This is a genomic window from [Empedobacter] haloabium, from assembly GCA_008011715.2.
In the GTDB taxonomy this organism is placed as follows: domain Bacteria; phylum Pseudomonadota; class Gammaproteobacteria; order Burkholderiales; family Burkholderiaceae_D; genus Rugamonas; species Rugamonas haloabia.
In genome coordinates this window covers 4,129,155-4,154,466 of sequence record CP136508.1, presented here as the reverse complement: position 1 = coordinate 4,154,466, position 25,312 = coordinate 4,129,155, and the positions used below count along the sequence as shown (strand labels likewise).

Here is a 25,312-nt window from a genome sequence, read left to right as displayed (position 1 = left end):
CACCCATGCTGCAGCTGTTCGGCCACCCGTTTTCGTCGTATACGCAGAAGGCCCTGGTGGCCCTGTATGAAACCGGGCAGCCGTTCGCGTTCCGCTGGATCGGGCCGGACGCGCCGGACGGCAACGACCACGGCAGCGAGTGGCTGCAACGCTGGCCGCTGCGCAAATTCCCGATCCTGGTCGATGGCGAGCGCACCGTGGCCGAGACCAGCGTCATCGTCGAGTACCTGCAGCTGGCGCACCCGCGCCCCGTTACCCTGCTGCCGGCCGACCCGCTGGCGGCGCTGGACGTGCGCTTCCTGGACCGCTTCTTCGACCTGCACGTGATGGCGCCGATGCAGCAGGCCGTGGACGGCGCCCTGACGCGCGATCCGGCCAAGGCGCGGGACGCGCTGGACTTGGCGACGCCGAAGCTGGAGCGCGCCTACGCCTGGCTGGAAACGCACCTGGCCGAGCGCACCTGGGCGGCTGGGGAGGATTTCACCCTGGCCGACTGCGCGGCCGCGCCATCGCTGTTTTACGCCGACTGGACGCACCCGATCGCCGAACAGTATCCGTGCCTGCGGGCCTACCGCGCCCGCCTGCTGGCGCGGCCGTCGTTCGCCCGCGCGGTGGAGGAAGCCCGCCCGTTCCGCTCCTACTTCCCGCTGGGCGCCCCCGACCGCGATTAGCACCCCTTGGGTTGGGGTCTGTCCCTGCACAGGGACTGACCCTAATGCCGCTAAGTTAAGGATGTAAGACTCACTAGCCCGCAGGCGTATCCCTCAACCCCAGGTCCAAAACCGGGGTCAGACCCGCCGGGTCTGACCCCAGCTCTCCGCTTTTGGGTGGAAAGACGTCTGCGGCTGGCTGATAATTTTCCTTAACTTAGACATCATGTATTGGACCTGCCGACCTCAAACAACGCGGGTTAAGCTTTAGGTTCCGAAGAACCATGGGCGCAGAGCCGAAATTGAGGAGGCAGGTCATGGAACAGTTTATCAAGAATGTCGGACTCGATACCCACAAGGCGACGATCGCCGTTTCGGTTGCCGATTCAGAAGGCGAGCTGCGTTACATGGGTGAAATCCCGAACACATCCGAGGCGATTGCTAAGCTGGTAAAGCAGCTCGGCAAGGATGGCGCGAAACTGGTGTTCTGTTACGAAGCTGGCCCTTGTGGCTATGGGATTTTCCGCCAGCTTAGGGGACTGGGTCTGGAGTGCTTGGTGGTGGCACCGTCACTGATTCCGAAGAAAGCTGGTGACCGCGTCAAGACCGATCGCCGTGACAGCATGATGTTGGCTCGCCTGCTTCGTGCCGGTGAACTCACTCCAGTGTGGGTACCCGATGATGCGCAGGAGGGATTACGCGACTTGACACGGGCACGCGAGGATATGAAGGCGCTGCAGTTGAAGGCTAAGCAGCGGTTATCCGCTTTCCTGTTGCGTCATGGGAAAAGCTACGATGGCAAGAGCAACTGGACGCAGGCGCATTTCCGCTGGCTGGAGCAAATGAAGTTTGCGAGTCGGACGCAGCAAATCGTCTTCCAGGAATACGTCGATACGGTCAAGGCGCTGACTAAGCGCGTTGACGGACTAGATCAGCAACTGGAAGCAGAAGCCACGGCATCGGCACTCTGGCCAATGATCGAAGCGTTGATGGCGCTACGGGGTGTCAATCTGCTCACCGCCGCCACCGTGATGGCGGAAATCGGCGACCTGCATCGCTTTGCCACCGCACCGCAATTTATGGCCTATTTGGGACTGGTGCCGAGCGAGCACTCAAGTGGGGCAAGCAAATCGCGAGGCAGCATCACCAAGACCGGGAACGGGCACGTACGTAAGGTGCTCATCGAGTCGGCATGGACCTACCGGTACCCAGCCCGTAAGACAGCTCACTTGCAGCGCCGTGCCGAGAAGACGTCAGACGAGGTCCAGGAGATCGCCTGGAACGCCCAAAAGCGGCTCTGTGCGCGCTATCGCGCGATGGGCGAGAGGGGCAAACTCAAAGTACAGGCATGCACGGCGGTGGCGCGCGAGCTGGCAGGCTTCATCTGGGCCATCGGCCAAGTGACGCCGCGCGTCATGCCAACGACGTAACGGAGCCGATCGTGAACGTACAGCGTGGTGGTAGCAGAATGGGCAACGGTGTGAGAACCCTCGGTGCCGCTATGAGGCAGCCAGCAATGGACTGATCCTCCAACTTAGAGCGAGGCAGCTCCCCGACGAATCGGTTGTCATGCGGTACCCAACCCGCGCATATCAGACTGATCAACCGTCGGAATGCCGCCCGTTCTGCTACCAGCACGCTGTGCTAAAAGGATTTTTTACGAAAAGCGTTGACAGGTCCAATACATATCAGCGGCATTAGGGACTGACCCCGAAGTTAGGACGAGCCGTCACGGCGCGATAATTGGAGAGATTTCCGCACCAGCAGAGCTGTTATGCTGCCCGGATCCCCAACTCCGGAACCGACCATGCGCCTCCTGCTCTCCGCCACGCTGCTCGTCGCCTTCACCGCCACCGCCCACGCCGACCCCGGCTTCGCCAACCTGCAGCCAGGCCCCCTGGCGGTCGGCTGGAAAACCGTCCAGCAATATGACGCCAGCCGCACCTACCGCGGCACGATCGATGCGGTAACGGGAAAAGCGGTGCAAGGCGAACGCTCACGGCCGATCCAGACCCTGGTCTGGTACCCGGCACGCAAGGGCGGGGAACCGGTACGCTACGGCGACTACGTGCGCACCGAAGCCACCGATGAGGCGTTCGAGCTCACCCCGGCGCAGGTCGCGGCCCAGGCGGCGACGGCCCGCAAGGAAATCGAGGCCCGCCTCGGCGCCGCCCCGGCGGCGGCCATGCTGGCGCAGCGCATGTGGGCCGTGCGCGATGCCGCGCCGGCGGCGGGCAAGTACCCGGTCGTCATCTATGCGCCTGGGGTGGGCGGCCCGGGCCACGAACCGGCCGACCTGGGCGAGTACCTGGCGAGTCACGGCTACATCGTCATCGCCAGCCGCAACCTGGGCGCGCGCACGCGCATGCTGGTGCCCGATAGCGAAGGCGTCGACACGCAGATGCGCGACATCCAGTTCCTGCTGTCCTATGCGCGCAGCTTGCCGCAGGCGGACATGACGCAGGTGGCCGTCGCGGGCTGGAGCTGGGGCGGCATGACGAACGTGTTCGCGGCGGAGCGCGACAGCCGCATCCGCGCGCTCGTCAGCCTGGACGGCACCCGCGAGCCGGAGCAGACGCGCCGCATCGACCCGCACCGGATTACCGTGCCGTGGCTGTACATCCAGCGCCGCCCATCGACGGTGTCGGAACTGAGCAAGGCGGGCGTCGAAACATCGTTCAGCCTGCTCAATGAAGTGGCCTATGCCGACGTCCGCCAGATGGTCATGTACCCGATGCGGCACGGCGACTTCTCCTCTGCCGCGCTGCGCCTGGCGCAGCCGGGCTACTTCCAGGAATACAGCCGCGCGGAAGTGGAGCAGGCCTACCACTGGACGGCGCGCTACGTGCTGGAGTTCCTCAACGCGACCCTGAAGAACGACGCCGCCGGGCGTGCGTTCCTGGCTCGCGCGCCGATCGAGAACGGCGTGCCGCGTCACATGGCGTCGATCCAGCACGCGCCGGCGCGTCCGGGGCCGGTGCCCAACCGCGAGGGCTTCGCGGCGGCGCTGGCGCAGCGCGGCTTCGGCAAGGCGGCCGAGCTGTATGCCGAGCTGCACGGCCGGAACAAGGCCTTCGTGCTGACGGACTACGAGATCAACAACTGGGGCTATGCGCTGCTGCGCCAGGCCGGCAACGTACAGGACGCCATCGCCATGTTCACGTTCGGCACCACGCTGTATCCGGACAACGCCAACCTGTACGACAGCCTGGGCGAAGCGCAGGAATACGTCGGCGACACGGCCGCGGCGGTGACGAGCTACCGGCGCTCGCTGGCGCTCGACCCGAGCAACGTCAACGCGGCGACGCGCGTGGCCAAGCTGGCGCCGGTACAGGCGTCGCGCTAGCGGCGCGGCGACCGGGGGCCTGTCATCGGCGTGTCATGACAGGTCAATAGACTGCGGGCCTTTACCCAAACAGAGGAAAGGCCCACCGCGCATGAGCAAGATCTCCCGTCCGCTCGAACCCGAAGACTTCGGCACCAACCGTTCCGGCAACCCCTATTTTGGCGACATCGTCCAGGCCAAACGCCGCGCGATCCTGACTGGCGGGTTGGCGACGGTAGCGCTATCACTGTTCGGCTGCGGCGGTGACGGCGACAGTGCGCCCGCCACCACGGCACCGGTCACACCGACGCCGCCGGCCGAACCGACGCTGCCAGCGAACACGCTGAACTTCGCCAGCGTGCAGCGCAGCCCGATGATCGCGGGGAACGAGCTGGTCGTCCCGCCGGGCTACCGCTGGAGTGCATTGACGAAACAGGGCGACCCGATCGGCAGCAAGCTGGGTGCGCCGGCATTCCGCTCGACGGCCGCGCGCCGCTTCGACACGACGGCCGCGGAAGCGGAACTGCAGTTCGGCGACAACCACGACGGCATGGCGTTCTTCCCGCTGCCGTTCGGTTCGATGAGCAGCGAGCGTGGCCTGCTGGCGATTAACCACGAGGCGGCGCGCGCCAACGTCATCAGCGGCTTCCGCTTCAGTGGCGTCACGGCCAGTACCGACCCGGCCAAGCTCGATCCGGCCGGCGAGACGGCGATGAATCCGGAGGTGGTGCGCAAGCAGAAGGCGTATCACGGCGTGTCGGTGGCGGAGGTGTACCGCGACGCGTCCGGCCAGTGGCAGGTGCAGCGCGATTCGGCCTATGCGCGCAAGGTCCATGCGGACACGCCGATCGCCATCGGCGGCCCGGCACGCGGCCATGCGGCGATGAAGACCAGCGCCGACCCGACTGGCGTGCTGGCCCGCGGCACCCTGGGCAACTGCGGCAGCGGCGCCACGCCCTGGGGCACCTACCTGACCTGCGAGGAGGACAGCCACAAGAACTACTTCGCCACGCGCGAGATGGACCCGAAGGACCCGCGCTTCGAGGACCCGCGCTGGGCGCGCTACAACATCGTGGCCGGTTACGCGCGCGACTACACCTGGCACTTCCTGGACCAGCGCTTCGACCTGGCCGTGGAGCCGAACGAGACCAACCGCTTCGGCTGGGTCGTCGAGATCGATCCCTACGATCCGGACTGGCAGCCGGTCAAGCGCACGGCGCTGGGCCGCTTCGCCCACGAGAACGTGGCGCATGTCGTGGGCGCCGACCGCCGCGTGGCCTTCTACATGGGCGATGACCAGGGCTTCGACTACATCTACAAGTTCGTCACCGCCAAGGCGATGAACCCGGATGATCGCAAGGCCAACCGGGGCCTGCTGGACGAAGGCACGCTGTACGTGGCGAAGTACAACGCCGACGGCAGCGGCGAGTGGCTGCCGCTGGTGCATGGGCAGAACGGCCTGACGGCTGCCAACGGCTTCCCCGACCAGGCCTCGGTGCTGATCTGGGCGCGCCTGGCGGCGGACAAGCTGGGCGCCACGCAAATGGACCGGCCCGAATGGCTCGCGTCCGATCCGGCCACCGGCTGGGTCTACGCCACGCTGTCGAACAACACGGGGCGGGGCAGCGCCACCGCGCCCGGCGGCACCACGGCGGCACCGCGCGCGGCGCAGCCCAAGGGCCCGACCAACCCGCGCGACAAGAACCTGCACGGCCATATCATCCGCATGCGCGATACCGGCGGCGACGTGACCGGCACCCGTTTCGCGTGGGAGATGGTGGTGCTGGCGGGGACGGGCACGGCCGATACGCCGAATCCCGACAACCGCGGCACGATCAACGGCGATGCCTTCAGTTCGCCCGACAGCGTGATGTTCGACGGCTGGCAACGCCTGTGGATCGGCACCGACGCGGCCGACGCCCTGAAGGCGTCCGACTGGAGCGGCAAGGGCACCGACTGGTCGGGCCTGGGCGGCGACATGCTGCTGGCGATGGACACGCGCACGGGCCAGGTCAAGCGCTTCCTGCTGGCGCCGGACGGCGCCGAGGTATGCGGCGCCCAGCTGACGGCGGACGGCCGCGCGCTGTTCGTCAACATCCAGCACCCCGGCACCGAGCAGCCGCGCGACCTCGCCATCGAGGCGATGACGTGGCCGGACAAGATCGCGGTGGCCGACGGCGGCATCGTGCGCTCGGCCACCGTCGTCATCACGCGCGAGGATGGTGGCGTGATCGGGATTTGACGCCAGCTCGCCGTGACGCGCCGTCGGCGTTACGCGTCACGGCCCGGCTGCCGCCTGGCGGGCCGCGGCCGCTGCGAGTGCCGCTCGTGGTCTCCTGGCTGGAGCGGCGCTGCGCGTCATGACTCGTTAAAATTGCCGGCAGTGGCGATCAGCGTCGCACCGCAGCTGGTCTTGTGGCCCTCGTACGCGACGGGCACACCGTCGATGGCATGCGTGGCGCTGCCTTCCGCGATGGTGCACACCTCGTGGCCCTTGATCGGGCACACGCAGAGGTCGCCCACCCGTGCTACCGCTATCCCATCGACAGTGACATGCGTGACGGAGACGCTCACGACCTTGCCGCCGTGGGACGTCGGATCGCCGAGACGGATCACATTGGGCATATTGCGCTTCCTGTCGGTCCGACATTACGCCTGCCGCGGCCCTTCGGCGGGCGGCGTGGGCGAGGTTGGCGCGGTGGCGGCGCTGGACGGTTCGTCGTAGCCGACCAGCTTCCACACGGTCGCCTTGCGGTAGCTGGGACGGTCGCCCTTGAGCCGGTGCCAGATGGACGATTGGCCGAGCAGCGTCGCCTCCGGCATCGCTTCCCCCGCGACGAAACGCTGGCGCCTGCCACCTTCCACTTCGCCCGGTTCGCTGGTCTGCCACCAGCCCGTTTGAGGGCACGCCTTACCTGTCGCGACGAGTTCGCCGAGCGGCAGGGGAGGTTGCGGCACGCCGTCGGCGGCACCGGTCTTGACCTGTCCGCCGGTGGGGCGCAGGCGGAACGAATTCAGGATATCGTCCCACAGCTTGATGGCCTGCTGGTCCGTCAGCGTCGTCTTCTGCGGATTGCCGTTGCTGTCCTGGTGTCCCGTCGTCAGCTCGATCTTGATCGCCGGCATATCGAGCGTGCCTTCGCCCTGCGTTTCCCAGACAAAGGCATGGCCGCGCATGCCGCCGCTGTTGGGTGCCGATGCCAGGTGTTCCTGGCCCTTGTACGGCCCGATCTGCCGGTCGCCCTTGCGCAGCACGCGCACCGCCGTCGCCAGGTTGCCGAGTGCCTGCGTGATGCCACCCATGCGTTCGAGCAGCGGCCTGTCTTTCTTGTGGCTGGCGAGCGGGTAGATCCAGACGGAGACGAAGGCGTCGGGGTGGCCGGCGATGTCGATGTCGATGGCTGCTTCTTCATTGCGCCATTTCGGATTGGCGATAAAGCCGCCATTGAAGCAATAGCCCGGTTCGGCCGGAATTTCTGCGTCCGCGCGCACCCGTAATCTCGACAGTGCGTCCTGCATCCGGTTGAGCCCGAACTCCTGCTTGTCGTTCGAGACTTCGTCTTTTAGTAGAAAACGTCGATCGTTGACCCAGCGGTAGCCGTCGATATTGATCACCGCAGTGATGAAGCTCTCCTCCCAAAACGCAAAAATCCTCGAATACTCATTTGGCCGGGCGGCTGTTCGCAACAAGCTTGGCTCAACCTTGTGCTTTGCTGATCGCAGCTTTGCTTCTCTCGCCGCGACTTCTTGCGTAAACTGGTCGGAGCTCATCTCTTTCGCCGGTTCAATCCTGAGAAAGTCGTACTTGAAATTGCCTCCGCTGAGCTTGGAGCCGGCAGGGGCATCGATCAAGAAACGTCCGACACAAAAGGTGCTACTTTCATTAGTCATGGTTGTGGTTCCACTCCTGTTTGGCGCAGCCGTAACGGCACATGCGATGAGCGATAAGGCTGCGGGGAGAATGATGGCAAGCCGCTGATGTGATTTCATGATTTTGGTAGATTCTGTTGGATCCAATCAGACTCTGAAACAATCTTGACGACTGAATAAAGCGTTACCGCTTGCGCGAGCTTTGCCTTATAAGAATTTTGATGGTCGTAACTTTCGTGACCTTTGCTTTTTCCTTCGTGTCGGAAGATCTGGACGACATGGGGTGTGGGGGCGGCGCCCGATTCCTCCGGCACTGTCCCATCCCCAGGTCCAGCTGCCTTATGAAGGCTGAACCGATACTTGTTCTTTGTCGTCTGCGCGATTTCGGATTTGCCCCTTACCTCGACGGTATTGACGGCCGACGCCGCGGACGGCATCTCGCTTTCGCTTGACGGCGCACGGCGGTTCAGGTCGGCGCGATTTTCGTTCAAATCAAATGCCAGATCGATCGTCCCGTTGAAGTCGTCCCTATCCAATAATGCTGCTTTCAGGTCTCCATCGACCGATTTGTTGCCCTTCCAATGCACTTCGCTCCACGCTGGCTGTTTCGGGTCGGCTGCGTAATACGCGAATGAATTGGGATGGTAGCTATCTTGCAGGTCGTCCTGCAGTTGCTTAGCCCGCTGCATGTTTTTCGCAAACTTCGAAAATTCGCTGATGCCTTCGTTTTCCTCAACCACTTCTTTTCCTTGCTTCTCTGCCTTCTCCCGCTCCTTCCGCCCAGCCGGATCAATCAACTCCTCCTTCACCAGCTTCCACCAGCTCGCCCCATTGTTCAGATAGATATCGGCATACGGATCGCCATCGCCAAGGAACACATCCTGTTCCTCCTGCTGCCCCTGGCCATTCAACACGGTATGGCTGGCGCGCAGCCAGTGCCGCGTGCCTTGCGGCGTCTTGGTTTTGTACTGGGCGGTAGGCAGCAATTCCAGCGGGCCCGGCGCGTTGGCCATGACCGCCGTGCATTCGGCCGCGTTGCGCCCAAGGATGACCTGCTCGGCGCCCTCGAAACCGGCGCGGATGCGCTTGTAGGTGGCCGGTGCACCGATGGCCGGCATGACGCCATGGACGATGCCGAGGATGCGCTCGGCCATGCCCGGTTCCTGCGCGCAGGCGCGCGCCACCAGGCCGCCCATGCTGTGCGTAACGACGATGACCTTCTCGCAGATCTTGCCCTTGCCGCGGTAATGCGCGGTGATGCGTTCGATCTCCTGCGCCAGGTGTTGGCCAGAGCTGCGGTTGCTCTGCAGCCAGTTGTAGCCCACGCCATGCACATGTGTATAAGAGACAGGGGTAAAGCACATCCGCAGCGTCGCGCAGGTTGTTCTCCTGCAGCGGCACGAACGCTTTTTGCGCTCCCAGCTTGTCCGCGTCCTGCCGTTCCATGACGAGGCTGCGCCACGTGGCCGTCAGTTGCTGGCCCTGGCTGGCCGGGTCGAAGATCAGCGCGAGCGTGTTTTCCAGCAAGGACAGGATTTCCCCATAGCTGAGCCCATACAACTGGCCCCAGCCGCGCCACTTGGCACGCTCGGCATCGGTATTGCCTTCCGCGATTGCCAGCAGGGCCTTGCTGGACTCGTCGGGATGGGCCGGACCGTTGTCGTCCACCTCGGTGTTGTTCGGGTCCAGCAGCTTCTGCCGCTCGGCGGCCGACTTGTTCAGGTGTTTCAACAGCAGGACGATAGCGTCCCATTTGTTTTCAGGCGGGAACCAGGCCGAGCCCTTGTCGCGGTTCTTCACTTTCAAGCGCGTCCCCATGATGCCGGGCACAAACAGGATCGGTACCACCAGGTCGGGCGAGGTCAGGCACAAGGCCCGCACTTTCTGGCTGGTGCCGGTCAGCACCGACTGCGCGGTGTCGTTGCCGTCCGCGTCCCAGCCCGTGCCGACCAAGCGCGTGGCTTCCGCCGTGGGAGAAGTAACGGTATCGCTCATGCTCTCAATCTTTCAACAGCGTCAGGCGCGCGATCTTCAGCGCCATGTCCTGTGCCAATGCGGTGCGGCCCTGCTGGTCGGTCACGCCTTCGATCGTGCGGCCGTCGTCCAGCTCGATCCGGTAGCGCTGGTTGGCATGCGGACGGCCGCTGCCGCGCCGGGCCAGCACGAATCTCTCGTCCGTCTGGACGTCGCTCTGCGGCAGGTCCAGGCCGGGTGGACTGCCGCCGCCCGGACCCAGGTGGTCGAAGCGGGACGACTTGATCGTGTGCGCGCCGCTGCTTTGCTGGGTGATGGCGCCGCCGCCAAGATTGACCTGCGCTCCTTGGGCCACGAAGCGGACCTTGGGTGCTTGCAACACGATCTCGTCGGCCGCGTTGAGGACGAGACGCTTGGCGGACGTCAGTTCGATGTCGTCGCCGTGGGTCTGCAGGTCGAGCTTGCCGCTGGCCGCGATCAGCTTGATGCCGAGCTTGTGCGCGAACAGGCTGATGCCTTCCGCCACCCGCGCCCGCAGTTTCTTGCCGACGGAAAACTGGGTATTGCCGGCGCTGACGACATCGACGTTCGTCTGCGCGCCGATGGCGACGTTGTGCGGGCTCGTGATGCCGATGCCCGCCGGCCCCGACAGCGCCACCACGGGCTGGCCGCCGCCCGATGCGCCGCGGTTGGTGTTGCTGCCGGCGTCCCATTGCTTCAGGTAGCCGATCAACTGCTTCAGTTCGGCGTCGTCCGTGTCGTCCGCGTCGTGCTTTGCCGACAGTTCGGACAGTTGGGCCTGCACGCCCTGCAGCGCTTCCATCAGGCCGACCAGTTCGGCGCGGTCGAGCTGCTTGCCGCTCGCCTGCCGGCGTGCGTCGGCGCTGATCAGCACGCCCTGGCCACCGCGCACGGCAACGGCCCCGTCGCTGCGCAGTTCCGCGCCTTCGCCCCGGGCCTCGGCCTTGCCGTCGCTGCGCGGATGCGTCAGCCACCCCAGGTTCAGCTCGCTATGCCCGTGCTGCGACGATAGTTGCGCGCTGATCTCGCCGGGCGTGTCGTCCAGGCGCAGCTGGTTGTAACGTTGGCCCTGTATCTCCTTGCTCTTCATGCCGGCCAGGTAGCGGTTGCCGGGCAGGGCGCCGGCGTGGCTGAAGGTGGGCGGCGGCGCCTTGCCGCCGTACACCTGGCCGACGACGATCGGCTTGTCGGGATCGCCGCCAAGGAAATCGACGATGACTTCGTCGCCCACGCGTGGCAGCGTCAGCGTGCCCCACTGGTTGCTGGCCCACGTGCTGGCGACGCGCACCCAGGCCGAGTCGCGCTCGCTGTCGCTGGCGCCGGCTTCCTGCGCATGCGCATGGTCTTCCGGCCGGGTGCCGGGAAAACGCAGTTTGACGCGTCCGTATGCGTCGCAATGCACTTCCTCGCCGGCAGGCCCGACCACGATCGCGCTTTGCAGCCGCGGGCGGGGCAGGTCGGTGCGCGGATCGAACGCCGGCACGATGGGTATCGTGCGGCGCACGCAGGCAAAGCGGTTGGTGTAGCGCATGCCGCGCTCCTCGCTGGCCTGCCGCAGCGTGTCGGCGCGGGCCACGTCGTCCCAGCGGTCGAGCGCGAACAGGCGCCGGATACGCTCGTCGAGCGCCTTCGGCAGGTTGTTCTCGGCCGCCACGTCCAGCTGCGTGACGAGGAACTCGCGCTCCTGTTGCGGATGCGTGTCGATCTCGGCATGGCCGGACAACGCGAACCACTCGCCCACGCACAGGCTGCGCACGCTGCCTTCGCCATGGAAGCACTTCGATGCGTATTCGTGGCGCTTCATGCGCAGCTCGCCCAGCGCGCGGTAATCGTCGCCGTCCGCGCCCGCGTGCGGCATGTCGAGCAGATAGTCGTCCAGGCTGACGGCGAACTGGTTGCCCAGTGCGCCCTGGTCCATGCGCGTGGAGGCCTGGCTCGTCAGGCCCTGGGCGGGCATGTAATCCCGGCTTTGCCGCGTCACGCTGCCGGGCTTCAAGTGCGCACCGGACTCCAGGCGCTAATGACGTCGCGCTGCTCGGTGCCGCTGTCGCGGTGGTAACGCACCGTGCCGGCGACGTTGCGTGGCAACCTGAAACCATCGTCGCACAGCACCAGCGTGTGTGCCGGCGTCTCGTCGCTGCCTGGCGCGCTGGCCCGGCCGGGGCGGAAATGCCAGGCGATGCCGCGCCGCTTCCACAGCCGGCGCAGGAAGGCGGCATCGGATTCGTTGTGCTGCATCGTGAATTCGCGTGGCGGATACTGGCCCGTCACGTACGACCAGTCGGCGTCGAAAACCTTGGCCAGGATGGGATTGTTGTGGCGCCACTCGTCCAGGATGACTTCGCTGATCTCCAGCTCGTTACGGTTGCGGAACACGCGCGTATTGGTGCGCTGCTCCATCAGCGCCAGCGCGTCGCGGATCACCAGCTGGTAGGTAGCCAGCCCGCCGTCGCTCTGGCCCGCGGCAGCCTGCGCCACGATGCCGCAGACGGCGCGCAGCTCGCCCGTGTCGGTCACGAACTGCAGTTCGACCGGCAGCGCGATGAACTGCTTGAGGGGCAGGTCGGCGCGCGTGGCGACACACAACAGGCGGTATTCGAGGCCGCCGCACAGTGTTTCGTTGCCGCTGACCCGTTGTACCATCAGCGCATCGTCGAGCACGTTTCCTTCCGGCGACAGGCGCAAACGGATGGGGCGGTTCGCCTCCGACAAACCACTCCTGAGCTGTATTAACTCCTGAAGATTCATCCCGAGTCCTTGCCGGGACCGTGACCGGCAGGGCGGCTCACCCGGCGAGCCGCGGTTGGTCTGTCCCAAAAGAAACCAATAGTTACGATAAATATTATCGCGTTGACTCGACCGATGCTCGACAGGATGAAACGTGCGCGGCAGGTCACCAGCGGCAAGCTGCGGACGTAAAAAAAGCCCGCCAGAGGCGGGCTTCGATGTGCCGGGGTCGCTTAGACCGGGCGGATATTGCTGGCTTTTTCGCCTTTCGGGCCCGAGCTGCGCTCGAACGAAACGCGCTGGTTTTCCGACAGGCTCTTGAAGCCTTCGGCCTGCACGTCCTGGAAGTGGGCGAACAGGTCGGCGCCACCGCTGTCAGGCGTGATGAAGCCGAAGCCTTTGGAATCGTTGAACCATTTTACGGTGCCGGTTTGAACTGTCATGTGAAATCCTCGATAAATAAATGATGGGCATTGCCCGAAAGCGCACGCCAGACAAACCATACAAACCGAGGGGATCAGACAGGAATTGCCGCAGGGGCAAGACGGGAGAGAGGCCAACAATTACGTACTTCGCTCGAAGTGCAGAACTCAATATACACGGGTATCGGTGGTTCGCCTAACGATATCTGTTTTTATTTTTTGCCGCCGGGTCCGCGCGGCCCGATCGGCGTATGCTGCATGCATCCATCGACGCGAGCCTCGCTGAACGGATATCGACAAAAGGCCACAATGCTCGACCACCCACCGATACGCCTGGCGGATTTTATCGAAGAGAATATGGAGCAGATATTGCAGGCGTGGGAGGATTTCGCCCGCACTATCGAGCCGCCGGCGCTGACGATGGACGACGCGGCGCTGCGCGACCATGCCCGCCAGATGCTGCACGCCTTCGCCAGCGACCTGGCGACAGCGCAAACGGCGCTGCAGCAGGCCGAGAAATCGAAGGGCTTGGCCGCGCGCGGCCATCGCGACACTGCTGCGGAGACGCACGCCGAAGCGCGCCTGCAGTCGGGCTACACGGTGGTGCAGCTGGTTTCCGAGTACCGCGCGCTGCGCAGCAGCGTATTGACGTTGTGGTCGGCCGTGCGGACCGGCGTGGCGACCGACATGACGGACGTCACTCGCTTCAACGAGGCCGTCGACCAGGCCGTGGCGGAATCGGTGGCGCGCTACGAACAGATGGTGAAGCAGTCGCAGAACATGTTCCTGGCGATCCTCGGGCACGACCTGCGTAATCCGTTGGGGACTGTCGTCAGCGGTTCCAGCTTCATCATGCAGGCGGTGGACATCCCGCCGAAGTACGTGCTGGCGGCCAATCGCATCTTCAACAGCAGCCAGCGCATGAGCCGCCTGATCGCCGACCTGATCGACTTCACCCGCACGCACCTGGGTCCGGGCATTCCCGTCAAGGTGCGCCAGGCCAACCTCGCGCGCGTGTGCCGCACGGTGGTCGACGAATTGCGCACCAGCCACCCGGAACAGATCGTCACCCTGGCGGCACCGGAGCATCTCGACGCGATCTTCGACGAGGAGCGTGTCGCACAGGTCTTGTCCAACCTCGTGGGCAATGCGATCCAGTACGGCACCCATGGCGCGCCGGTCACGGTGCGCATGGTCGCGGACGAGGATTACGTGACGGTCGCCGTCAACAACCAGGGTCCCGCCGTGCCGGCCGACCGGGTTCCCGCGTTGTTCGATCCGATGGTCAGGATGGCCAGCGATGGACCCGACACGCTGGCCGACACGCTGGTCGAGCGCACGAGCCTGGGGTTGGGATTGTTCATCGCCCGCCAGATCGTGCAGGCCCACGACGGACGCATCGAGGTGGTGTCGGACGCCCAGGAGGGCACGACGTTCACGGTAACGCTGCCGCGTCAGCCGGAAACGTTTCTCGCACCCCGGCCGGCGCCGGGGGGAGGGTATGCCGAGGAAGCGCTGACCTGGATCAGCCCAGCGGGTTGACAACGAACGCCGGCATCGCCGTCTTGTTGCTGGCGCACTCGAGGAACTTGTCGGCGGTCTTCAACGCCTCGTCGATCGTCACGTCCATGTCGAGGTAGCGGTAGGTGCCGAGGCGGCCGACGAAGGTGACGTTGGTTTCGTTCTGCGCGATGTTCAGGTATTTTTCCAGCTGCTGCTTGTCGCGCGCCATCCGGATCGGGTAATACGGCGTATCGTCCGGCTCGCACTGGCGGCTGTATTCGAAATAGCAAACCGTGCCGTCGTGCTGTTCCCACGGCGAGAAATGCTTGTGCTCCGTGATGCGGGTATAGCGCTGGGAATTGTCGCAGTAATTGATGACGGCATTACCCTGGTAATCGCCTTGTTCGCGCAGCACCTCGAAATCGAGCGTGCGGTACGGCAGGCGACCTTCCTGATGGCCGAACCATTTGTCGATCGGGCCGCTGTAGAACACGTGCGCATAATCGCCCTTCATGGCCGGATCGAAAGCCGTATTCAGGTGCACGGTAATACCGTCGCCCGCCAGCATTTTCTCCACGATTTCCGTGTAGCCATTGGCCGGCATGCCCTGGTATTTGTGGCTGAAATAATTGTCGTCGTAATTGAAGCGCACCGGCAGGCGTTTCAGGATGCTGGCCGGCAGTTCGCTGGGCTGCATGCCCCATTGCTTGACCGTATAAGTTTTGAAGAATGCCTCGTACAGCTCGCGGCCGACGAAGCGCAGCGCCTGGTCCTCGAACGTGACGGGGTTCTCGATCGACTTGTCGCCCAGCGACGCCAGGAATTGCTGCGCCTCGGCGGGACGGAAGGTCTTGCCGAAGAACTGGTTGATCGTCAGCAGGTTGATCGGCAGCGTGTAGACGCGATTGTTGGTAATGGCCTTCACGCGGTTGGTGAACGGCTTGAATTCGGCAAAGCCATTGATGAACTGCCACACGCGCTCGTTATCGGTGTGGAAGATATGCGGGCCATACACGTGCACCATCACGTTTGTTTCCGCGTCGCGCTGGGAATGGCAATTGCCGGCGACGTGAGACCGCGATTCGAACACTTCGACCTGGTAGCCTGCCTTGGCGAGTTGGTGCGCGATGACCGCACCCGAGAAACCGGCGCCGATAATTGCGATTTGCTTGCTCATCTCGTTTGCTCTTTTGTAGTTTTGTGGAACGGATTAATAGGGCGCTTCCCAGCTTACGACCGGGGGGGAACTGGGCAGCAGGATGTGGTCAGATTAGCACGCACGCAAAAAAAGCGTTGCACTGTAGACCACAAGAAAAATCCCGATTCCATGGTCAATCCGATAATGCCGGACTCGTCCGGATGCGCAATCGTGCGCCGGATTTTTGTAGCGGCTTTGTAACGTACTTTGACAGCCGCAACGGCTGTGCAGCACGCGCCCGACCGCGCCGCTACTGGCGCGCGGCGGGCCCATCGGCAGCGATCTCCCGGTAACGTACTGTTTCCAAGCTGTAAATGTAAGCAAAGCCGCCCAAAGCGCCGAATCTGCTGTGATAGAGTCGATTCGACCATTCGCATACCGTTGTTCACAGTAAAGACAAGGACCTCCACGATGACGCCAGCAGCGCCCTCGACGCCGCCCACCCAACCCCGCCGCAGCCACCGCGCCCGCCTTGTCGGCACCGTCATCGCCGTGCTGGCGATGATAGGCCTCGGCTGGCTGGCCTGGCACCTGACCCACCGCCCGCCCGCCCAGGGCCCTGGCGCGATGGCCGGTCCAGGCGGCCCGGGTGGGCCGGGTGGGCCGGGTGGGCCGGGTGGGCCGGGTGGACCGGGTGGACCGGGTGGACCGGGTGGCCGGCGCGGCGGCCCCGCGACCACGGTCGGCGTGGCCACGGCGGAACTGGCCGACCTGCCCGTCACGCTGGACGCGCTGGGCACCGTCACGGCCGCCGCCACCACGACGGTGCGGCCGCAGGTGTCCGGCATCCTGCAAAAGGTGCTGTTCAAGGAAGGCCAGCTGGTCAAGGCGGGCCAGGTGCTGGCGCAGATCGATCCGCGCCAGTTCGAGATGGCGCTGCTGCAGGCCACCGGCCAGCGCCAGCGCGACGAGGCGCAGCTGGAAAACGCCCGCCTGACCCTGGAGCGCTACCGCACGCTGCTGGCGCAGGACTCGATCGCGCGCCAGGAAGTCGATACCCAAGCGGCCCTCGTCAAGCAGCTGCAGGGCACCGTCATGACGGACCGCGCGGCCGAGGGCACGGCGCGGCTGAACCTGGGGTACACGAAAGTGGTGGCGCCGATCACGGGCCGGGTCGGCCTGCGCGTGGTGGACGTGGGCAACCTGGTCAATTCGGGCGACGCCACCGGCATCGCCGTCATCACGCAGCAGTCGCCCATCGACGTGGAGTTCGCGATCCCGCAGGACAGCGTGCCGGACATCATGAGCCGGGCCAACACGGGCGCCGTGCTGCCCGCGGTGGCCTACGACCGCACCCGCACCGAGGTGCTGGACGAAGGCCGCTTCTCGGCGCTGGACAACCAGGTCGACACGCAGACCGGCACCGTCATGGCCAAGGCGCGCTTCGACAACAGCAAGATGACCCTGTTCCCGATGCAGTTCGTGAACGTGCGCCTGGAGATGCGCAGGATCCGCGACGCCGTCATGGTGCCCGTCACCGCGCTGCGCCACGGCAGCACCGGCGACTACGTCTACGTGTTGAATGGCGACCGCACCGTCTCGCTGCGCCCCGTCAAGCGCGGCCAGGCGACGGTGGAAAAGGTGCGGATCGTGTCCGGCCTGAAGGCGGGCGAGCAGGTCATCACGGAAGGTGCCGACCGCTTGAAGGACGGCGCCAAGGTGACCTTGCCGGGCGATAAACCCAGCGCTGGCCGGCGCGGCGAAGGCAAGTCGGGCAAGCGCGAGCAAGCCGGCACGGCGCCGGCCGGCACGCCGGACGTGGCGCCGGGCCCGGTCGCGCGCGACGCCGCCAAGATGCGGCCGCACCGCACCGGGGAGGCGGCGGGCCAGCGTGAACGCGCCATGCCCGAAGAGGGCGGCCGCAGCGGCCAGGGCAGTGCTGCCGATGCCGCCAACACGGCGCGCGGCGTCCCGCAAGGCACGGGCCATCCGCGATGAGTCCCTCGGCACCGTTCATCCGCCGTCCGGTCGCGACGGCGCTCCTGATGCTGGCCATCGTGCTGGCCGGCCTGGTGGGCTTCAAGTTCCTGCCGCTGTCGGCGCTGCCGCAGGTGGATTTCCCGACGATCCAGGTGCAGACCCTGTATCCCGGCGCCAGCCCCGAGGTGATGGGCCAGACCGTGACGGCGCCGCTGGAACGCCAGTTCGGCCAGATGTCGGGCCTTACGCGCATGAGTTCCACTAGTGCGGCCGGCGTTTCCGTCATCACCCTGCAGTTCGGCCTGGGCCAGACCCTGGACGTGGCCGAGCAGGAGGTGCAGGCGGCGATCAACGCGGGCGGCTCGCTGCTGCCGACCGACCTGCCGGCGCCGCCCGTGTACGCCAAGGTCAACCCGGCCGACGCGCCCGTGTTGACCCTGGCCATCACCTCCGACACGATGCCGCTGACGGAAGTGCAGAACATCGTCAACACCCGCCTGGCGCTGAAGATCAGCCAGGTGACGGGCGTGGGCCTGGTCACCTTGTCCGGCGGCCAGCGCCCGGCCGTGCGCATCCAGGCCGATACGCTGGCGCTGGCCAGCCAAGGCCTCGGGCTGGATACGCTGCGCACGGCGATCTCGAACGCCAACGCCAACAGCGCCAAGGGCTCGTTCGACGGTCCCACCCGCTCGTTCACGATCAACGCCAACGACCAGCTGCTGACCGCCAACGACTACAAGAACCTGATCGTCGCCTACCGCAATGGCGCGCCGGTGCGCTTGAACGAGGTGGCCAACGTGGTGGATAGCGCCGAGAACGTGCGCCTGGGCGCCTGGGCCAACCTGAAGCCGGCCATCATCCTGAACGTGCAGCGCCAGCCGGGCGCCAACGTCATCGCCACCGTCGACGCGATCAAGGCGCGCCTGCCGGAACTCCAGGCCGGCCTGCCGGAGGCGATGCGCCTCGACGTGCTGAGCGACCGCACCACCGGCATCCGCGCCTCGGTCGAACACGTCGAGATCGAGCTGCTGCTGGCCGTCGTGCTGGTGGTGCTCGTCATCTTCCTGTTCCTGCACAGCGTGCGCGCCACCGTGATCGCCAGCCTGGCCGTGCCGATCTCGCTGATCGGCACCTGCGGCGTGATGTACCTGCTAGGCTACAGCCTGAACAACCTGTCGCTGATGGCGCTGACCATCGCCACCGGCTTCGTGGTGGACGACGCCATCGTCATGATCGAGAACATCGCCCGCTACATCGAGGAAGGCGAGACGCCGATGGCGGCCGCGCTGAAAGGCGCCAGGCAGATCGGCTTCACCATCATCTCCCTGACCGTCTCTCTGATCGCGGTATTGATTCCGCTGCTGTTCATGGGCGACGTGGTGGGTCGCCTGTTCCGCGAGTTCGCCATCACCTTGTCGATCACGATCCTGATCTCCGCCGTCGTCTCGCTGACCCTGGTGCCGATGATGGCCGGGCGCTGGCTGACCAGCCACAAGAACGACGACCCGAACAGCTTCGGCGCACGCGTGCAGCGTTTTTTCGAGAACGTGATCGGCCATTACGACCGCTCGCTGCAATGGGTGCTGGCGCGCCAGGGCCTGACCCTGCTGGTGGCGCTGGGCACGCTGCTGCTGACGGTGCTGCTGTACCTGCTGATCCCGAAAGGGCTGTTTCCCACGCAGGACACCGGCCAGCTGCAGGCCCGCATCGAGACGGCGCAAGCGGTCTCGTACGGCCGCATGGCCGACCTGCAGCTGCAGGCCGCCGAGGCCATCCTGGCCGATCCGGCCGTCGAGTCGATCAGCTCCTTCGCCGGCGTGGACGCCGCCAACAACACCATGCTGCACACGGGCCGCATGCTGATCAATTTGAAGCGCGAGCGCGGCGACCAGGCTGAAACCATGGAGCGCCTGCGCCGGCGCGTGGCCGCCGTGGCGGGCGTGACGATCTACCTGCAGCCCACCCAGGACCTGACCATCGACGCGGAGACGGGGCCAACCCAGTACCGTGTCTCGCTGGAAGGCGCCGACACGGCCACGGTGACCGAATGGGCCGGCAAGCTGACGGCCGCGATGGCGCGCAAGGCGCAGCTGCGCAACGTCACGTCCGATGCCGGCGCCACCGGCGCGGCGGCCTATGTCGAGATCGACCGCGATACGGCGTCGCGCCTGTCCGTCACGGCGGCCGCCATCGACGACGCGCTGTACAGCGCCTTCGGCCAGCGCATCGTCTCGACCATCTTCACGGAGACCAACCAGTACCGCGTGATCCTGGAGGCGGCGCCGGGCAGCCTCGCCACGCCCGAGTCGCTGGGCGACTTGCAGATCCGTACCGGCAGCGGCAAGCCGACGCCGCTGTCCGCCGTGGCGACGATCGTCGAGAAGCCGGCGCCGCTGCAGATCACGCACGTGGCGCAATATCCCGCCACCACCCTGGGCTTCGACACGGCGCCGGGCGTCTCGCTGGGCCGCGCCGTGGACGAGATCCGCGCCGCCGCCGAGGAGATCGGGCTGCCCGGTTCCGTTACGCTGACGTTCCTGGGCGCCGCCGGCGCCTACCAGGCTTCGTTGAGCAACCAGCTGTGGCTGATCCTGGCCGCTGTCGTCTGCGTCTACATCGTGCTGGGCGTGCTGTACGAAAGCTATATCCACCCGCTGACGATCCTCTCGACCTTGCCGTCGGCCGGCGTCGGCGCGCTGCTGGCGCTGATGATCACGGGCCAGGACCTGGGCGTGATCGGCATCATCGGCATCATCCTGCTGATCGGCATCGTGAAAAAGAACGCCATCATGATGATCGACTTCGCCATCGAGGCCGAGCGCGAGGCAGGCCGCCCGCCGCGTGAGGCGATCCACCAGGCCGCACTGCTGCGCTTCCGGCCGATCCTGATGACGACCCTGGCCGCGCTGTTCGCCGCCGTGCCGCTGATGCTGGGCTGGGGCGAGGGCGCCGAGCTGCGCCGGCCGCTCGGTCTCGCCATCTTCGGTGGCCTGATCGTCAGCCAGGTGCTGACCCTGTACACCACGCCGGTGATCTACCTGGCGTTCGACCGGCTGGGCCGCCGCTTCGGCCGCCGGCGTGACGGGGTGCCGGCGTGAACCTGTCCGAACCGTTCGTCCGGCGGCCCATCGCCACCGTGCTCTTGACCATCGGCCTGGCGCTGGCCGGCATCGGCGCGTTTTTCGTGCTGCCCGTGGCGCCGCTGCCGCAGGTCGATTTCCCGGCCATTTCCGTCTCGGCCAGTCTGCCGGGTGCGAGTCCGGACACGATGGCGAGCAGCGTCGCCACGCCGCTGGAAAGACGGCTGGGCGTGATCGCCGGCGTGAACGAGATGACCTCCAGCTCTTCCAGCGGCTCGACCCGGATCAACCTGCAGTTCGACCTGAACCGCAAGATCGACTCGGCCGCGCGCGAGGTGCAGGCCGCCATCAACGCGGCGCGCGCCGACTTGCCGGCCACGTTGCGCAGCAATCCGACCTACCGCAAGGCCAATCCGTCCGACGCGCCCGTGATGATCCTGGCGCTGACGTCGCCCACGCGCACGCCGGGCCAGATCTACGAGGCGGTGTCGAACATCGTGCAGCAGAAGCTGGCGCAGGTGCAGGGCGTGGGCGACGTGGAAATCGGCGGCGGCTCGCTGCCGGCCGTGCGGGTCGAGCTGCTGCCGTATGCGCTGAACCGCTACGGCGTGTCGATGGAGGACGTGCGCGCGGCCATCCAGGCCACCAACGCCAACCGGCCCAAGGGCGCGCTGGAAGGCGACGAGCGCCGCCTGCAGATCTATTCGGCGCCAGCCTCCGGCTCGGGCGCGCAGGCCGGCCGCCCGGCGGCCGCGGACTACCGCGACCTCGTCGTCGCCTGGCGCGGCGGCGCGGCGATCCGGCTGCGCGACGTGGCGACGGTGGAGGACGGCGCCGAGAACAAGAACACGCTAGGCCTGTACAACGGCTCCCCGGCCGTGATCGTGCTGCTGCGGCGCCAGCCGGACGCCAACGTCATCGAGACGGTGGACAGCGTGCGCGCGCTGCTGCCGCAACTGCAGGCGCAGCTGCCGCAGGACATCCGCCTGGCGGTGGCGTCGGACAGCACCAATTCGATCCGCTCGTCGCTGCGCGAGATCGAACTGACCCTCGTCATCTCGATCGTGCTGGTGGTACTGGTGGTCAGCGCCTTCCTGCGCAATGTGCGGGCGACGGTGATTCCCGCGATTGCCACGATCGTGTCGCTGCTGGGCACCTTCGGCGTGATGTACGTGCTGGGTTTCTCGCTGAACAACCTGTCGCTGATGGCGCTGACGGTGGCGACCGGCTTTGTCGTCGACGACGCCATCGTCGTGCTGGAGAACACGGCGCGCCACGTCGAGGCGGGCATGGACCGCTTCAAGGCGGCGCTGCTGGGCGCGCGCGAGGTGGGCTTTACCGTGCTGTCGATCAGCCTGTCGCTGGTGGCCGTGTTCATCCCGCTGCTGTTCATGGGCGGCCAGGTGGGCCGGCTGTTCCGCGAGTTCGCCGTCACCTTGTCGGCCGCGGTGCTGATCTCGCTGCTGATTTCGCTCACCACCACGCCAATGATGTGCGCGTGGCTCTTGAAGGCGGAGCACGAGCGCAAGGCGCCGGGTCGCGTCGCGCGCGCCTTCGAGCGTGGCTTTCTGTTTCTGCAACGGGTCTACGAGCATGCGCTGGACTGGGCGCTGCACAGCCTTGGCCTCGTCATGCTGATCCTGGCGTTCGTCGTCGGCCTGAACGTCTATCTGTTCGCCGCCGCGCCGAAGGGCTTCTTCCCGCAGCAGGACACGGGCCAGCTGAACGGCGGCCTGCGCGCCGACCAGAGCATCTCGTTCCAGGCCATGCAGGGCAAGTTGCGCCAGCTGGTCGACATCATCCGCAAGGACCCGGCCGTGGCCACGGTGGTCGGCTTCACGGGCGGCTCGCGCGCCGGCGGCGGCTTCATGTTCGTCAACCTGAAGCCGGCGTCGGAACGCAGCGAGTCCGGCCAGGCCGTGATCGCCCGGCTGCGCCCGCAACTGGCCAAGGTCACGGGGGTGTCGCTGTTCCTCAATCCCGTACAGGACCTGCGCATGGGCGGACGCTCGTCGAACTCCACATATCAATACACCCTGAAAAGCGACAACCGCGCCGACCTGCAGGCGTGGGCGACGAAACTGGCCGATGCGATGAAGCGACAGGGCGCGCTGACGGACATCGACACCGACCAGCAGGACAACGGCGTCGAGACCTTCGTGACGATCGACAAGGAGACGGCGGCGCGCCTGGGCATGTCCGTGAAGGACATCGACAACGCCCTGTACAACGCCTTCGGCCAGCGCCAGGTGGCGACGATCTACGATGAGCTGAACCAGTACAAGGTGGTCATGGAAGTGGCACCGGAATATGCGCAAAGCCCGGAGGCGCTGAAGGACGTGTACGTGCCGTCGAAAGCCGCTGCCACGACCAACGCCAACAGCGGCGCCAACAACGCCCAGGGCCAGCGCGACATCTCCACTGGCGCGGCGCTCAGCACCGCCGCCACCCCGATGGTGCCGTTGACGGGCATCGCCGGCTTCGCCGAAAGCGCCACGCCGACCTCCGTCAACCACCAGGATGGCGAACTGGCGACGACGATCTCGTTCAACCTCGCCGAAGGCTATACGCTGGGCGACGCCCAGGATGCGGTCAGGCAGGCCGAGGCCGACATCGGCATGCCGAACAACGTGCGCGGCAGTTTCCAGGGCCAGGCCAAGCAGGCGGAGGAATCGAACCAGCAGCAGCCCCTGCTGATCCTGGCGGCCATCGTCGTCATCTACATCGTGCTGGGCATCCTGTACGAAAGCCTGGTACACCCGGTGACGGTGCTGTCGACGTTGCCGTCGGCCGGCGTCGGCGCCGTGCTGGCGCTGCTGCTGTTCCGCATGGAGTTCTCCATCATCGCGCTGATCGGCGTGTTCCTGCTGATCGGCATCGTCAAGAAGAACGCCATCCTGATCATCGACTTCGCGCTCGACGCCGAGCGCGCCCGCGGCCTCACCGCGGTGGATGCCGTGCGCGAAGCCTGCCTGCTGCGCTTCCGGCCCATCCTGATGACGACCCTGGCCGCCGCGCTGGGCGCGCTGCCCCTGGCGATCGGCTTCGGCGAAGGCTCCGAGCTGCGCCAGCCGCTGGGCATCGCCATCATCGGCGGCCTGGTGGCCAGCCAGCTGCTGACGCTCCTGACGACCCCCGTCGTCTACATCCTGCTCGACCGGCTGCGCCGGCGCAGCCCCGACGAACACCAGCTGGCCCGTCCGCACGACGGTGCCGCTGCCGCGCCCGTGAACCCATGAAGACCATTTTTCGCCTGACCGCCCTTGCCGCCGGCATTGCCCTGACCGGGTGCGCCGTCGGCCCGAAGTACGAAACGCCCGTCGCCGCCAATCCCGCGCAATTCAAGGAAGCCGAGGGCTGGGTGCCGGCAGCGCCGGCCGATGCGCTCCAGCGCGGACCCTGGTGGACCCTGTTCGGCGACGCCACGCTGAATGAGCTGGCCGCGCGCATCGACGTCAACAACCAGAACGTGGCCGCCGCCGTCGCGTCATACGCGCAGGCACGCGCCGTGGTGGCCGAGCAGCGCGCCGCGCTGTTCCCGGTCGTCAGCCTGGGCGCCTCCGGCACGCGCTCGGGCGGCGGCGAGACGCGCACGACCAACAACTACCGCGTCAATATCGGCGGCAGCTGGGAGCCGGATATCTGGGGCCGGCTGCGCGCTGGCGTGACGGGCGCGCAGGCCAGCGCCCAGGCCAGCGCCGCGGAACTGGCGTCGGCGCGGCTCTCGGCCCAGGGCGAGCTGGTGGCCAACTACATCGGCCTGCGCCAGACGGACGCGCAACTGGCGCTGCTGAAGACGACGGTGGAGGGCTACCAGCGCGTGCTGCAGATCACGCAGAACCGCTTCGACGCCGGCATCGCGGCCCGCTCCGACCTGCTGCAGGCGCAGACGCAACTGGCCAATACCCAGGCCGAGCAGCTGACCCTGGTGCGCCAGCGCGCGCTGTACGAGCACGCCATCGCCATCCTGCTGGGAAAAGCCCCGGCCGAATTCACGCTGCCGGCCGCGCCATGGACGCTGGCGATACCGGAAGTGCCGGTCGGCGTGCCGTCCGCGCTGCTGCAGCGCCGGCCCGACGTTGCCGCGGCCGAGCGCCGCGTGGCCATCGCCAACGAGCAGATCGGCATCGCCCGCGCCGCCTACTTTCCGTCGCTCAGCCTGTCCGCCTCGTACGGCTACGGCGCCAGCCAGACGGCGGGGCTGTTCAATGCGTCGAACAACCTGTGGTCGCTGGGCGTCTCGGCGGCGCAGGCCATTTTCAACGCCGGTGCGATCTCGGCGCGGGTCGAGCAGACCCGCGCCGCGCGCGACGTCGCCATCGCCCAGTACCGGCAAACAGTGCTGAACGCGTTTGCCGACGTCGAGGACCAGCTGGCCGCCACGCGCGCGCTGGCGCAGCAGCAGGACCTGCGCCGTGCCGCCTCCGAAGCGGCCGACCAGGTCGAGCAGCAGATGATCAACCGCTACCGTGCAGGGCAGGTCAGCTACACGGAGGTCGTCAATGCCCAGGTCACGGCGCTGTCCGCGCGGCGCGCGCTGGTGCAGGTGCAGGCGGACCGGCAGACGACGGCCGTGGCGCTGATCCAGGCGCTGGGCGGCGGCTGGCACGCCTCGGAGTAAT

The 25,312-nt window shown here is 66.3% G+C and carries 15 protein-coding genes and 1 pseudogene; 9 read left to right on the top strand and 7 right to left on the bottom strand.

The window, feature by feature from the left end:
• Positions 1-5 precede the first annotated feature (5 nt).
• The 4 genes from E7V67_018080 (at position 6) to E7V67_018065 (ending at position 6,217) form a co-directional block, all read left to right on the top strand.
• A complete protein-coding gene (locus E7V67_018080; GenBank protein WUR11600.1) occupies positions 6-671 on the top strand; it encodes a glutathione S-transferase family protein in 666 nt (221 codons plus the stop codon).
• A 296-nt stretch (positions 672-967) separates the two neighbouring features.
• Positions 968-2,080 carry an IS110 family transposase gene (locus tag E7V67_018075; GenBank protein ID WUR11599.1) on the top strand — a complete coding sequence of 371 codons (1,113 nt, stop codon included), beginning with the start codon at positions 968-970 and terminating at the stop codon, positions 2,078-2,080.
• A 377-nt stretch (positions 2,081-2,457) separates the two neighbouring features.
• Positions 2,458-3,996: a dienelactone hydrolase family protein gene (locus E7V67_018070; protein ID WUR11598.1), complete on the top strand. Its 1,539-nt coding sequence runs from the start codon at positions 2,458-2,460 to the stop codon at positions 3,994-3,996.
• A gap of 91 nt (positions 3,997-4,087) precedes the next feature.
• Positions 4,088-6,217 (top strand): PhoX family phosphatase, encoded by a 2,130-nt coding sequence (locus E7V67_018065; protein ID WUR11597.1) that lies wholly within the window; start codon positions 4,088-4,090, stop codon positions 6,215-6,217.
• A gap of 116 nt (positions 6,218-6,333) precedes the next feature.
• Here the strand turns inward: E7V67_018065 and E7V67_018060 are convergent, their stop codons facing one another.
• From E7V67_018060 to E7V67_018035, 6 genes and pseudogenes are all read right to left on the bottom strand, one after another.
• Positions 6,334-6,600, bottom strand: a complete 267-nt coding sequence (locus E7V67_018060; protein WUR11596.1) for a PAAR domain-containing protein — start codon at positions 6,598-6,600, stop codon at positions 6,334-6,336.
• Between the two features lie 24 nt (positions 6,601-6,624).
• Positions 6,625-7,866: a T6SS immunity protein Tli4 family protein gene (locus E7V67_018055; protein WUR11595.1), complete on the bottom strand. Its 1,242-nt coding sequence runs from the start codon at positions 7,864-7,866 to the stop codon at positions 6,625-6,627.
• A gap of 95 nt (positions 7,867-7,961) precedes the next feature.
• A complete protein-coding gene (locus E7V67_018050; protein ID WUR11594.1) occupies positions 7,962-9,170 on the bottom strand; it encodes an alpha/beta hydrolase in 1,209 nt (402 codons plus the stop codon).
• Positions 9,171-9,844: 674 nt separating this feature from the next.
• On the bottom strand, positions 9,845-10,642 hold the full coding sequence (locus E7V67_018045; protein ID WUR16309.1) for a DUF2345 domain-containing protein: 798 nt from the start codon (positions 10,640-10,642) through the stop codon (positions 9,845-9,847).
• A gap of 18 nt (positions 10,643-10,660) precedes the next feature.
• Positions 10,661-12,483 (bottom strand): annotated as a pseudogene (locus E7V67_018040) (type VI secretion system Vgr family protein).
• A 317-nt stretch (positions 12,484-12,800) separates the two neighbouring features.
• Positions 12,801-13,010 carry a cold-shock protein gene (locus E7V67_018035; GenBank protein WUR11593.1) on the bottom strand — a complete coding sequence of 70 codons (210 nt, stop codon included), beginning with the start codon at positions 13,008-13,010 and terminating at the stop codon, positions 12,801-12,803.
• Between the two features lie 288 nt (positions 13,011-13,298).
• Here E7V67_018035 and E7V67_018030 point away from each other — a divergent pair, with 288 nt between their 5' ends.
• On the top strand, positions 13,299-14,531 hold the full coding sequence (locus E7V67_018030) for a sensor histidine kinase (protein WUR11592.1): 1,233 nt from the start codon (positions 13,299-13,301) through the stop codon (positions 14,529-14,531).
• Here the strand turns inward: E7V67_018030 and glf are convergent.
• Entirely contained in the window at positions 14,515-15,669 is a 1,155-nt protein-coding gene (gene glf, locus E7V67_018025; GenBank protein WUR11591.1) for a UDP-galactopyranose mutase, read from the bottom strand. The two genes, E7V67_018030 and glf, sit on opposite strands and share 17 nt — an antisense overlap.
• Before the next feature lie 432 nt (positions 15,670-16,101).
• On the opposite strand from glf, the gene E7V67_018020 reads away from it, so the two are divergent.
• The 4 genes from E7V67_018020 to E7V67_018005 are packed head-to-tail and all read left to right on the top strand — an operon-like array spanning position 16,102 to position 25,311.
• A complete protein-coding gene (locus tag E7V67_018020; GenBank protein ID WUR11590.1) occupies positions 16,102-17,628 on the top strand; it encodes an efflux RND transporter periplasmic adaptor subunit in 1,527 nt (508 codons plus the stop codon).
• Positions 17,625-20,708 (top strand): efflux RND transporter permease subunit, encoded by a 3,084-nt coding sequence (locus E7V67_018015; protein ID WUR11589.1) that lies wholly within the window; start codon positions 17,625-17,627, stop codon positions 20,706-20,708. The genes E7V67_018020 and E7V67_018015 overlap by 4 nt, the downstream gene beginning before the upstream one ends.
• Complete coding sequence (locus E7V67_018010) at positions 20,705-23,929, top strand: efflux RND transporter permease subunit (GenBank protein WUR11588.1); 3,225 nt, start codon at positions 20,705-20,707, stop codon at positions 23,927-23,929. Before E7V67_018015 ends, E7V67_018010 begins: the two co-directional genes overlap by 4 nt.
• On the top strand, positions 23,926-25,311 hold the full coding sequence (locus E7V67_018005; GenBank protein WUR11587.1) for an efflux transporter outer membrane subunit: 1,386 nt from the start codon (positions 23,926-23,928) through the stop codon (positions 25,309-25,311). The genes E7V67_018010 and E7V67_018005 overlap by 4 nt, the downstream gene beginning before the upstream one ends.
• Position 25,312: the final 1 nt, after the last annotated feature.